Annotated in this window: 10 protein-coding genes; 3 read left to right on the plus strand and 7 right to left on the minus strand. The window is 60.2% G+C overall.

The features are described from left to right. Positions 1–93 precede the first annotated feature (93 nt). From ilvA to dnaE, 4 genes are all read right to left on the minus strand, one after another. Positions 94–1,389, minus strand: coding sequence for a threonine ammonia-lyase IlvA (gene ilvA, locus CAQU_RS08120; RefSeq protein ID WP_075726773.1), 1,296 nt, complete (start codon positions 1,387–1,389; stop codon positions 94–96). Positions 1,390–1,472: 83 nt separating this feature from the next. Next, positions 1,473–2,204: a VIT1/CCC1 transporter family protein gene (locus tag CAQU_RS08125; RefSeq protein WP_075726775.1), complete on the minus strand. Its 732-nt coding sequence runs from the start codon at positions 2,202–2,204 to the stop codon at positions 1,473–1,475. Positions 2,205–2,339: 135 nt separating this feature from the next. Then, entirely contained in the window at positions 2,340–3,602 is a 1,263-nt protein-coding gene (locus CAQU_RS08130; protein ID WP_075726777.1) for a hypothetical protein, read from the minus strand. Positions 3,603–3,761: 159 nt separating this feature from the next. Then, a complete protein-coding gene (dnaE, locus tag CAQU_RS08135) occupies positions 3,762–7,334 on the minus strand; it encodes a DNA polymerase III subunit alpha (protein ID WP_075726779.1) in 3,573 nt (1,190 codons plus the stop codon). Between the two features lie 466 nt (positions 7,335–7,800). Here dnaE and CAQU_RS12655 point away from each other — a divergent pair, with 466 nt between their 5' ends. Together CAQU_RS12655 and rarD are read left to right on the plus strand one after the other, a co-directional pair. After that, a complete protein-coding gene (locus CAQU_RS12655) occupies positions 7,801–7,959 on the plus strand; it encodes a hypothetical protein (RefSeq protein WP_157108951.1) in 159 nt (52 codons plus the stop codon). Between the two features lie 155 nt (positions 7,960–8,114). Then, positions 8,115–9,017, plus strand: a complete 903-nt coding sequence (rarD, locus tag CAQU_RS08140) for an EamA family transporter RarD (RefSeq protein ID WP_075726781.1) — start codon at positions 8,115–8,117, stop codon at positions 9,015–9,017. 73 nt (positions 9,018–9,090) lie between these two features. Here rarD and CAQU_RS08145 read toward each other — a convergent pair whose 3' ends face one another. From CAQU_RS08145 to lspA, 3 genes are read right to left on the minus strand one after another with little or no spacing between them, the layout of a single operon-like run. Further along, positions 9,091–9,783, minus strand: a complete 693-nt coding sequence (locus tag CAQU_RS08145) for a hypothetical protein (RefSeq protein ID WP_084562936.1) — start codon at positions 9,781–9,783, stop codon at positions 9,091–9,093. Between the two features lie 53 nt (positions 9,784–9,836). Then, positions 9,837–10,763 (minus strand): RluA family pseudouridine synthase, encoded by a 927-nt coding sequence (locus CAQU_RS08150; protein WP_075726783.1) that lies wholly within the window; start codon positions 10,761–10,763, stop codon positions 9,837–9,839. After that, positions 10,756–11,250 (minus strand): signal peptidase II, encoded by a 495-nt coding sequence (gene lspA / locus CAQU_RS08155; RefSeq protein WP_075726786.1) that lies wholly within the window; start codon positions 11,248–11,250, stop codon positions 10,756–10,758. Before lspA ends, CAQU_RS08150 begins: the two co-directional genes overlap by 8 nt. 209 nt (positions 11,251–11,459) lie before the next feature. On the opposite strand from lspA, the gene CAQU_RS08160 reads away from it, so the two are divergent. Then, the gene (locus CAQU_RS08160) at positions 11,460–12,410 is read left to right on the plus strand and encodes a hypothetical protein (RefSeq protein WP_157108952.1); all 951 of its coding nucleotides are present in this window, start codon (positions 11,460–11,462) and stop codon (positions 12,408–12,410) included. Positions 12,411–12,459 lie beyond the last annotated feature (49 nt).

Consider the following 12,459-nt stretch of genomic DNA (forward strand, 5'->3'; position numbering starts at 1 on the left):
CACGAAGCTTATGTGGGTATTGAAAAAGCGAGTACCCGTCGATTTTGTGACGGGTACTCGCGACTAGAGGGGCTTGATCGCCTGCGGAGTTTTTTAGGTGAGGAATTCGTATTCGGGGGATCCCGGCTGCAGCTGTTGACAGGAAATACGGGAGTTCGCCATGCGCTCGAGGAGGGGTTCGAGATCGGTGGCGGAGCCCAGCTGCAAGCCGACCAGCGCGGTTCCAGTTTCACGGTTGTTACGTTTGAGGTACTCGAACAGCGTGATGTCGTCGTTGGGGCCGAGGATTTCTTCGAGGAACATCCGCAATTGGCCAGGTTCCTGGGGGAAGTTCACCAGGAAGTAGTGCTTGAGTCCGCGGTGCACCAGGGAGCGTTCGACGATTTCGTTGTAGCGCAACACGTCGTTGTTGCCGCCGGAGATGATGCAGACAACCACCTCACCAGGACGGGTTTGTAGCTGGGTGAGCCCGGTGACGCTCAGCGCACCGGCGGGCTCAGCCACGATGCCTTCGTTTTGATACAGGCCGAGCATTTCGGTGCACACGGCGCCTTCGGAGACGGACATCATGTGGACGCGGGATCGATTGGCGTCGATGACCTGGTAATTGGCGTCGCCGATGCGTTTGACGGCGGCACCGTCGACGAACGGGTCGATTGCTTCCAGAGTGATAGGGCCGTCGTTGTCGAGAGCTGCTTGCATGCTGGCTGCGCTGGCAGGTTCTACGCCGACGATCGCGGTGTGAGGCGCCATGTCGTGCAGGTAGGAGGCGACACCGGCGATCAGTCCACCACCGCCGACGGGCACAACGATGGTGTCTGCTTGCTTGCCCATGGCGGTGAGCTGGGCCAGGATTTCCGCGGCCACGGTGCCCTGACCGATGATGGTGTTCCTAGCATCGAAAGGTTCCACCATGGTGGCCCCCGTTTCCAGGGAGTACGCGTGGGCCGCGGCGGAAGCTTCGTCGAAGCTGTCGCCAGTGACAATTACCTCCACCCAATCGCCACCATGGACCATGATGCGGTCGCGCTTTTGCTTCGGGGTTTGGTTGGGGACGTAAATGCGCCCGGTGATTTCCAGGGTGCGGCAGGCATAGGCAACGCCTTGGGCGTGATTGCCGGCGGATGCGGCCACGATGCCAGCACCGCGTTCTTCAGCGGTTAGCTGGCTGATGTTGTTGTAGGCGCCGCGGATTTTGTAGGAGCGGACGTCTTGGAGGTCTTCGCGTTTCAGGTAGACCTCCGCGCCGGTTTCTTCCGACAGTCGCGGGCAGTACTGCAACGGGGTCGGCGCAATGACGGCGGAAATTCGTGCTTGAGCCAACTGGATGTCTGCTGCGTGAATATCTGTCGTCTGTGCGCCGGTGGCGCCCTGGGCTTGCGAAGTCATGGGCAAAAGTATAAACCGCTTGGTGCCTAGGTGCGTTGTTCCAGGGCTCCCTTAGGCGGGAAGATCACACAGTGGGGTGAGTTTTAGGCCCCGAAGATCACCCCGGCGGCATAAGTGATAGCCAAGCCGATGGCACCTCCGATGACCAATCGTGCGATGGAGCGCGACGAAGAGGTTCCGGACAGCCGGGCGGACAAGAAACCAGTCAGCGCCAGGGTTCCCAGGGTTGCGACGACGAGCACCGCCATCGCTTGTGCTTGCGGGCTGAGCAGCACGGCGATCATCGGGAGCGCTGCACCAATGGTGAAAGATATCGCGGAGGCGAAAGCTGCGACCCAGGGGTTGGTGAGTTCTTCCTCGTCGAGTCCGAGTTCCAGCTGGAGATGTGCTGCCAGCGGGTCGTGGCGCTCGATGTCACGGACTGCTTTTTCGGCGGTAGCGTTCTCGATGCCATAGCTGGCAAGAATCCCCACCAACTCGTCGTGTTCTTGCTGGGGGATGGTGGCGAGTTCGTGTTTTTCTTTAGCGATCAGGGCGGACTCGGTATCGCGTTGGGCGGAAACCGAAACGTATTCTCCTAGCGCCATAGAAACGGCGCCAGCGATGGTGGCTGCCAATCCTGTGATGAGCACGGTGGTGCTGTCAGCGCGTGCGGCGAGCACGCCCATTAGCAGTGCTGCAACACTGACGATGCCGTCGTTGGCGCCCAAAACTCCTGCCCGCAGCCAGTTCAGTTTGTGGCCGAGGTCTTGCCCGTGTGGTTCTTCCGGGTGTTGGGCGGGCTGGGTTGAAGCTGCTGCAGTTGGCGTGCTCATAGTCACACTCAAACAGGCAAAAACCCCCGCCCGCAAGGGTGATACGCCTAGCCTTTCTACTGGCAGGCGCACGGTCGGTGGCTAAGCCTAAGATCACCGTGGCACTGGAAAACCTCCAATGCCAAGGGTGCAGTGTTAGCTGTCCGTCTGGTTTTTCGAGGCTTTATTGTCGGGATCGAGTTTTTCTGCCGCAACGGCGAGCGTTTGGGCCATTTTGCGCTTTCCGGCGGTTGCGGCTTCTTGACTTTTGTCCTGAACGTATTCGGCGCTGCTGCCGATGGCTTTTGTTGTTGCTTTGGCCATCCGCTTAGTCTTTTCAGCGTTGGCTTGCACTGCGTCACCAGCAGCTTTGAACCAACCGGGGATGCCTTCGAAATTTGGGCTTTCCAGCTCGAGTTCGACAAAACGGGCAAAGGTTAAAAGCTGCTCACGACTGACAAGAAGGCTGGTATGCGCTTTTATCGCGACACGTGGATGGAGCAGCTTTAGTTTTGCAATCTTTGTCGAAGCGTCCGCTAACTGAGCGAATAGCGTGTTGAGGTGCTCGCGTATCGCTTCGAGGCGTTGCTTTCGGGCAGCGTAAACACCGTTTGTGTATTTTTCGATTTCCTGGATGTTTTCGCCGAGGGCCCGTTCTAGCTCAAGGCGTGAAAGTCGATCATTGAGAATGAGTGAGTTGGCGATGTAGCCCAGCCAGTGCTGAAGTTCGGATTCGAGGGTGCCGAGTGCTTTGGTGAATTCGTTTGTACTGCTGGCGCGTTGAAGTTCTCGGGTCAGGGAGTCGATCTTGCGGAGTGAGTATCCGCGGACACCGCCGAGTATTTGGGCGTTGCCGCTGAGTTTGGACCAGGCGGTTTCGGAAACGCTGCCAGTTTCGCGTTGAATGATTTCCGCTTCGACGATCGTGTCCAGGACTCCCGCGAGGTCTTTTACGGTCTGATCTTTGTGATCTTCGAGGAGATGGTCGAGCTTCTGATCGATGGTTTCGAGGTATTCCGACACTTCCGCCATGGCTTGTTCGAGGGCAAGTTGTGCCATGACGGCACCTACTCCCCCAACAGCTGCGGGGCTGATTTTTGCTGTTGGGTCGAAGTGGAGTTGTTTCGCGAATTTTCCGTGTGCGTCGCGAAGAACTCCTACGCCCTCTTTCATGCCATATTTTTTGACGTCGGCGGCTGATTGCTTGGTTAGTTTTACCCAGCGCCCGCTGTGTTCCATTGCTTGAGCGGCTAGATCGAGTGTTTGACCAGCAATGCGGGTGGTATTTGCGTCGAAGGCTTTTGCGGATAGGCCTTCTTGTTTGAGAAAACGGTCAACGGTTGCGGGATGTCCGAACAGTGCTAGGCCGTAGTCGTCGCGGATGAATTGGATCTCGTCGGAGTGTTTCTCGTCGGTCATGGGATCTTTCTGGCGCTGCGGTGGTGCTGCTGATCATCCTAAGACTAAACGGGGAGCCATTTTCTGGTTATTTTCAGTCCGTGGTGTGGTTCTGTTCCTGAAATAAGTGTGCCAGGGCAGGAACTGGTGTTTCTGCCCTGGCTTGCGGATGGATGCTTGCTAGCTGATAGTTTCGCCGAGGATGCCGGTTCCCATGGTGGCTTTGAGGTCACCCATCAAGGATCCGGAACGGTTGACGCGGAGGTTTTCTCCGAGCACGACCATGGTGGTTTGGTCGGCGCAGGTGAGGTTGACGTATACGTCGGATTCACCGGGGTGGGCGGTGAGGACCTCTTTGAGTTTGATGAGGTTTTGGGGGGTGCACTGTTCGGTGCGGAGAGTGAGCTTGAGGGGTAGTCCCCCTCCGTTTCCTGCGCCGAGGTCTGGGGATTTCAGGTCGTCGCAGAAGACGCTCATGCGGTCGTCGCGGATACTGATGTGGGCTTTGGCGAGGACGATGTTGTCTTCCACGATTTGGGTGGAGACCATGGAGTAGACCTTGTTGAAGACCAGCAGTTCGACCTGGGCGCCGTTGTGGTCTTCGATGGTGACGATGGCCCAGGGGGAGCCGTCTTTTTTGGAGAACCTGCGGTCGACGCCGCTGATGATGCCACCGATGATGATTTCGGTGCCGTGACTGAGTTCGCCGCCGAGCACGGTGGTCAGTTCGGTGTTGGTGTGGGCGGCGAGTGCGCCTTCGAAGCCGTCGAGCGGGTGGCCGGAGACGTAGAGGCCGAGCATGTCGCGTTCTTCGGCGAGTTCGTATTTGCGTTCCCAGCTGTGGTCGGGAATGTCGACGGTGAAGGCTTCGGCGAAGTCGTTGGCTTCGTCGCCACCAAATCCGGCGAACAGGTCGTATTGGCCTTTGTCGGCGGCTTTTTTGGTGGATAGGACGCTGTCGATGGCGGTTTCGTGGATGTCCCACAGGCCGCGGCGGGAGTGTTCGAGGGAGTCGAAGGCGCCGGCTTTGATCAGTGAGCCGGTGACGCGCTTGGAGCAGGCGGCGGTTTCGATTTTGTTGATGTAGTCGGAGAAGGAGGTGAATTTTCCTTTTTCTTCGCGGGTTTTGACGATGCTGGCCACGACGTCTTCGCCGACGTTGCGGATGGCGCCGAGGCCGAAGCGGATGTCTTTGCCGACGGCCTGGAAGGTGAGCTTGGATTCGTTGACGTCTGGGGAGAGCACGTGGACGCCGAGGTGGCGGCAGTCTGCAAGGTAGATGGCGGATTTGTCTTTTTTGTCCGCAACCGAGGTCAGCAGTGCTGCCATATATTCCGCGGTGTAGTTGGCTTTGAGGTAGGCGGTCCAGAAACTGACCAGTCCGTAGCCGGCGGCGTGGGATTTGTTGAACGCGTAGGAGGCGAAGGGCTCGATGGTGTCCCACAGGGCTTTGATGGCGGCGGAGGAAAAGCCGTTGTCCTTCATGCCTTTTTCGAAGGTGATGAATTCCTTGGCGAGGACTTCGGGCTTCTTTTTACCCATGGCTTTACGGAAGCCGTCTGCTTGGCCGGCGGTGTAATTTGCGACCTTTTGGGAGATCCTCATGATCTGCTCCTGGTACACGATGAGACCGTAGGTCTCTTCCAGGATTTCTTTGAGGGGTTCTTCCAGTTCGGGGTGGATGGGGGTGATTTCTTCGCGGCCGTTTTTGCGGTCGGCGTATGCCCAGTGGGCGCCCATGCCCATGGGGCCGGGTCGGTAGAGTGCGAGCGCGGCGACGATGTCGTCGAAGCCGGTGGGCTCCATTCGTTTGAGCAGTTCGCGCATGCCGCCGGAGTCGAGCTGGAAGACGCCGAGGGTGTCGCCGCGGGCGAGCAGTTGGTAGGCGGCTTCGTCTTCGGTGGTCAGTGCTTCCAGGTCGAGGTCGATGCCGCGGTTGGCTTTGATGTTGTCGATGCAGTCGCCGATGACGGTGAGGTTGCGCAGGCCGAGGAAGTCCATCTTCAGCAGGCCGATGGCTTCACAGGCGGGGTAGGGCCAGCCGGTGATCAGTGCGCCGTCTTGGGCGCGTTTCCACATGGGGATGCAGTCGAGCAGCGGCACGGAGGCCATAATCACGGCGCAGGCGTGCACACCTGCCTGGCGGACCACGCCTTCGAGGCCGAGGGCGGTGTCGTAGATTTTTTTCAGCTCGGGGTCGCCCTCGATGAGATGGCGGACTTCGCCGGCTTCGCCGTAGCGGGGGTGGTCGGGGTCAAAGATGCCGGACAGTGGAATGTCTTTGGCCATGATGGCTGGTGGCAGGGCGGCGGTGATGGTTTCTGCCATTTTGTAGCCGGGCTGGCCGTGTTGCACGCGGGCGGAGTCTTTGAGCGCCTGTTTGGTTTTCACGGTGCCGAAGGTGATCACCTGGGCGACTTTGTCTTCACCCCAGTTGTCGGCGGCGTAGCGGATCATTTCGCCACGACGACGATCGTCGAAGTCGATATCGATATCGGGTGCGGAGGGGCGTTCGGGGTTGAGGAATCGCTCGAACAGTAGTCCGTGTTCGATGGGGTCGATGTTGGTGATCGTCAGGGCGTAGGCGACGAGGGCGCCGGCGGCGGAGCCACGGCCGGGTCCGACGCGGATGCCGATGGAGCGGGCGTGTTTGATGAGGTCAGCGACGATGAGGAAGTAGGACGGGTAGCCCTTCATGTCGATGACTTCGATTTCGTAGTTGGCGCGGTCGACGTATTCCTGGGGGACCTGGCCGCCGTTGAAGCGGTCTTTGAGGCCTTCCATGACTTGGTGGGTGAGCCAGGAGGTGGGGGTGTGTCCACTGGGCACATCCGCGATGGGCATGCGGTCGTGGGTGTGGGGTTCCCAGATGGAGGAGTAGTCCTGGACGCGTTCGGCGATGAGCAGGGTGTTGTCGCAGGCGCCGGGGACGAGGTTGTCCCAGGTGTCGCGCATTTCGGCGGCGGATTTGATGTAGTAGCCTTCGCCGTCGAATTTGAAGCGGTCGGGGTCGGCGAGGGTTTTGCCGGTTTGCACACACAGCATGGCCTCGTGGGCTTTGGCTTGTGATTTGAGCACGTAGTGGCAGTCGTTGGTGACCAGTGGCGGTAGGTCGAGTTTGCGGCCGATTTCGAGTAGTTCGTCGCGGACGCGGCGTTCGATTTCGATGCCGTGGTCCATCAGTTCGAGGAAGTAGTTTTCTTTGCCGTAGATGTCTTGCCACATGGCGGCCGCTTCGAGTGCTTCGTTGAATTGGCCGAGGCGCAGACGGGTTTGGACGTCGCCGGAGGGGCAGCCGGTGGTGGCGATGATGCCGGTGGCGTTTTCGGCGATGATGTCGGCGTCCATGCGGGGCCATTTGCCGAGTTGGCCTTCGTAGGAGGCCATGGAGGACAGGTAGAAGAGGTTGTGGAGGCCTTCGGCGGTTTCGGCGACCATGGTTTGGTGGAGGTAGGCGCCGGAGGCGGAGACGTCGTCGCTTTTCTGGCTGGCGTCGCCCCAGCGGACGCGTTGTTTGTTGAAGCGGGAGTCGGGCGCCATGTAGGCCTCGATGCCGATGATGGGTTTGATACCGGCGTCGGTCATGGTGCGGTAGAACGCGTCGGAGCCGAACATGTTGCCGTGGTCGGTCATGCCGACGGCGGGCATGCCTTGGCGTTGGACTTCTTCGGCCAGAAGCTCCACTTTGGCCATGCCGTCCAGCATGGAGTATTCGGTGTGGTTGTGCAGGTGGACGAAGGAGGAGCCGCTCATGGTTGGCCATCTTAATGGTGTGTGGGCGTGTAGCCTACCTTGCTGGTCGGGGCGCATTTCGGCGGTGTTGGGGCTGGCGCCCAGCTACTTTATTGGACTTCGGTGTCGATTGCTTAAGGGGGTCGCCGGGACAGTTTCGGGGTTTGGGGCAGCGGTATTGACATGTCGGAAAGTCCACATTTTCTTTTCGTGAGATCGCGGTCACTTACAGCACTATCCTTGCGACGCCTCACCTGTTTTTTGGGGCGCCTAGCTGGGTTTTTGAGGGGCACATCACAGACAACTGCGGGTGCGTACAACATCATAGATTTTTTGTTTCTTTTTGCCTTCCCGTGGCTAGACTTTCCGATTTGCGCGGAAATAGAATCATTCCCACATAACCGGACATGCCGCGGTTGCTTCCCATCACCACGGCCTGCCCAATGAATTCCCTTTTGTCTGTTGAGAAAGAACCCCGTTTTTCACCATGTCGCTGTTTAGCTTCCCGTCTTTGGTCACCGCCTCCACCGAGCGTTTGGCTGCCCTGCTGCCGTCGGCACAGATCGGCGCACAGGCCGCACCGCGCCCCTTTGACGGCTCCCGCGACCGCGAGGTCGTCGACGGCTGCTCTCGCGACTGGATCTAAACCTCTAGGGGTTGTACTAACCGCCACCTTCCCGCAACCTGCCACTGGTTGCCAGGAGGGTGGTTTTTGTTTTGTCTTTTTAAAAACACCGCGCCGGTGCCTTGGTGTCGTGATTTTTTAAGCCCCGACTGGTGTCATCGCCTAAAGTGTGAGCAATGTTCTATGGGTTAGCTGCTTACATCTTGTGGGGGGCGTTTCCGGCCTACTTCCCGCTGCTTCAGCCGGCGTCCCCGTTTGAGATTTTGGCGCACCGGATTGTGTGGACGGCCGTCGCCATGGTGATTGTCATGGCGGTGCGTGGCACCTGGCGAGAATTGTTGCGCATTGATGCGAAAACCTGGGCTACGACCGCGTTGCTTGCGGTGCTGATTGCCACGAACTGGCTTTTGTATGTCATCACGGTCAACAGCGATCACGTGGCCGAGGCCGCGTTGGGTTATTTCATTAACCCTTTGGTCTCAATCGCTTTGGGCATGCTGATTTTGAAGGAGCAGCTGCGCCGGCTGCAGGCCGCCTCGGTGGTGTTGGCGGCGATCGCGGTGGGCTATTTGACGATTTTGGGCGGTCATCCGCCGTTGCTGGGTTTGGGCTTGGCGTTTTCTTTCGGCCTATATGGTTTGGTGAAAAAGCAGATCAAGCTCAATGCCACCGCGTCTTTGGCTGCCGAAACTGTCTTTTTGACCCCGCTGGCGTTGGGCTATTTGTTGTTTCTTTCGGCCACGGGGCGTGGCACTTTCACCAGCGAAGGCCCCGGGCACATGCTGCTGTTGATGTCGACGGGTGTGGTCACCGCGGTGCCACTATTGTTGTTTGGCATTGCGGCGAAAAAGATTCCCCTTTCCACCGTTGGCATGCTGCAGTACATCACCCCAACTTTGCAGATGTTGTGGGCGGTGTTTGTGGTCAACGAGCATCTTGATGCCAATCGCTGGATCGGGTTCAGCATTATCTGGGTGGCGGTGGTGTTGTATCTCGTCGATACCGCCACTCACGCTGCCCCGCGGCGAACACGGCGGCGCGATCGGACTAGCTCCTCCCCTACCCCGCCCGCCGGATAGTGCTGTGTCTGGCCGGCGGTGAACTGGTGGGCGGCCAGCCTTGGGGGGTGTGCGTATTTATTTGGGGTGCGGTTTAACGCTGAGGTTGTTCTTCGAGCCGTTTGACGGGCTGGATGCCGAAACGGCCCCACACCGCACCTTCCGGGGCGGGGTCGATGGCGATTATGCCGCTTTGCCCTTCGAGCTTTTTCAACTGGCCTGCCGTGGCGTACACCACCACCCCGTCGATCCCTTTGACGTCGAGTCCGGCTCGACGCGCCCGCTGGAGCCATTGTTCGAACACGTCGGAGCGGGTGGCTCCTGCGGTGGGTTCTGGTAGGGCGAGTTCTTTGGCGCCGTCGAAAACCATGGCGTCGACGCGTTGGAAGCCGATGGGTTCGAGGATGCCGCCGGCCTGTGCGGGGGTGAGTGGCTGGGAGAAGGTGATCAGCGCGAACACGGTGCGATCGTCGGGTATGTCCGCCAGCGCACGGTGAGTGCGGGCGGTGTAGTCGGCCATGGTTTCTTGATAATCACGGCCGATGACGTCACCGTTAGGAGCCATGGGTTTGGAGGTTTTATCCGAGTTCATCAAGAATGCCCCGAGGGTGAGAATGAGGGCGATGATGAGGATGAGCGCGCCGATGCGGCGGCGCCGGTAGATGATGTCGGGGTGGCGTGGTGGCTGGCGGCGGGGTTGCCGGGGACCGGGGGCTTGGGTGCGGGCGTGGTGGGATGCGGTGGGGACGATGACCCGCCGCGCCCTCGGCGGGGTGTGTTCGCTCATGTGCGGTGGCCTTGGGTGCTGTGAAAGTGCCTGGGTGGGGTGATGTTGTGAGGTTATTCGCTGCGCAGCACGTCGAGGGCGTGCTGGAGGTCGTCCGGGTAGGGGCTTTCGATGGTCATGGCGCGGCCGTCGGCGGGGTGGGTGAAGCCGAGGCTGACGGCGTGGAGCCATTGGCGGGTCAGTCCGAGTTTTTCGTTGAGGCGGGGGTCGCTGCCGTACATGGGGTCACCACAGCAGGGGTGGTGGAGGGCGGAGAAGTGGACGCGGATTTGGTGGGTGCGGCCGGTTTCGAGGTGTACGTCGACGAGGGTGGCTTCGCGGAAAGCTTCGATGGTGTCGTAGTGGGTGACGGAGTGTTTGCCGTCGCTGGTGACGGCAAATCGCCACCCGGCGGAGGGGTGCCGGCCGATGGGTGCTTCGATGGTGCCGGTCAGGGGGTCTGGGTGGCCTTGGACGAGGGCGTGGTAGGTCTTGGTGACGGTGCGGTAGCGGAAGGCGCGTTTGAGGTGGGTGTAGGCGCGTTCGCTGGCGGCGACGACCATCACGCCGCTGGTTCCCACGTCGAGGCGTTGGACGATGCCTTGGCGTTCCGGGGGCCCGGAGGTGGAGATGCGGTAGCCGGCGGCGGCGAGTCCTCCGACGACGGTGGGACCGTCCCAGCCGACGGTGGGGTGGGCGGCTACTCCGACGGGTTTGTCGACGGCGATGAGGTCGTCGTCGGAGTAGAGGATGTTCATGCCTTCGACGGGTTCGGCGGTCGGCATGAGGGGTTTGGGTGCTTCAGGCAGGGTGACGATGAGGAAGGCGTCGGCTGTGAGTCGGTCGGATTTGCCGACTGCTACCCCGTCGAGCAGGATGTCGCCGGCGGTGGCTAGTTCTGCTGCCGCGGTGCGGGAGATACCGAGCAGTTTGGCGATGCCGGCGTCAACCCGCATGCCGGCGAGTCCGTCGGGTACGGGCAGCTGTCGTACGTCACGCATGGGCGGTGTCCTCCTTGGTGGTGCGGCCGGGTGTGTCACTGGGGTGTTTTTTGTCGCCGATGAAGCTTAAGAGCACGAGCAGGGCCGCGCCGCAGGTAATCGCGCTGTCTGCCACGTTGAAGATGGCGAAGTTGCCGATGGAGATGAAGTCGACGACGTGGCCGAAGCCGAAACTTGGGGCCCGGAACAGCCGGTCGATGAGGTTGCCGGCGGCGCCTCCGGCGATCAGGGCCGCGCCGATGGCGTTGGCGGGGCTGGTGATGTAGCGGGAGGCGATGGCCACACCGATGACGAAGGCGGCCTGGATGAGGGTGAAGATCCAGGTGTGGCCGCTGCCCATGGAGAACGCGGCTCCAGAGTTGAAGGTCAGATACAGGCGGGCGAAGTCGCCGATGACTGGGGTGGGCACGCCCGGGGTTTGGGTTGCGAGGATGAGCCACTTGCTGAGCTGATCCAAGGCAACCACGACCAGCGCGATGGCCAGCATTAAGAGGGGAATTCTGCTGCGTTGGGGCACCCCGCCATCTTTTCACATCGTTGACGTTGCTTCACCTTTCGGCCACCACTGCGTGTCTTTGGGTGGGCTGGTGCTCGGGTGGGTGCTTCTGGTGGGCTGGCGGGTTGGGGGTGATTTCCCCGTCGCTCGTGGGGCTGCCATGTATGTTGGGGCTTATGGTTATGTCGCGGAATTTTGCCTTGTCCACTTTCAGCGCTGTTACCGTGTGCGCCCTGGCTTTTGGGGTTGGGGCGTGTGGTAGCGCTACCGAGGAGTCGACTCAGGCGGCGGCGACGGCGACTGAGGATGCGGGTGCGCTCAACGTTGATGCGCCGAAGCTGACTCTGGTCGATGAGGGCACCGGTGAAAAGCGGGTGTTGGAATACGACCTGACGGGCAAGAAAGATGTGGTGGATTCCGGCCACCTATATGTGGCGCAGGGCTTTAGCCAGCAGATGCTTCCTGCAGAGGGGCTGAATCCGCTTCCCCCGGAGCAGTCCGATGTGATCGGGCTCAACGCCGATTATGAGGCGACTTCGGTGTCTTCGCCTGATGCGTCCATGGTGGATATTGTGCTGGCATCGAGTCGTTTTGATGATTTGTCGCGGGCGGAGCAGGTGCAAAGCGCGGCCGATGGTTTCGATGTGAAGCTGTCGACGTTGCCGACAGGTCAGATCCGCACGGTGTCTTTGACGGCACCGCAAGACAGTGCGGATGAGGGGCGTGCCGCGGTGGAGTCCTTGGTGATGGCGTTGCTGGCTACCCCGGTACAGTTTCCGACCGATCCGGTCGGTGAGGGTGCCGTGTGGGAGTTGGATTCGCGGGTTCCGGGTAGCAATGCTTTGTTGCAGAAGACGACGCTGACTGCCACGAAGATCAGCGATAGTGGTGTGGATCTGGAGGTCAGTATCCAGCAGCGCCCCACGCAGGGGGCGCTGGATTTGGGTGATGTTGGTTTGACCGGTGAGTTGAAGGTGCAGTCCAGCCAGACGTTGTCGCGCGGAAAGCTGCATGTTGATTTCACCAAGCCGGTGCCGACTTCCGGCAAGGTGGAGTCGATCACTCGTATCGTCTATGGCCGTGCCGGCGATGAGGGGGCCGATTCGACTCGCGTGGTCCAGGACATGTCTACCCAGGTGGAATACTCTTAAAAACCTGTCTCCCCCACCGCTGTTTCTTGGCGGTAACACGCAGCTAGCG

This window comes from Corynebacterium aquilae DSM 44791 (assembly GCF_001941445.1).
Classification (GTDB): domain Bacteria; phylum Actinomycetota; class Actinomycetes; order Mycobacteriales; family Mycobacteriaceae; genus Corynebacterium; species Corynebacterium aquilae.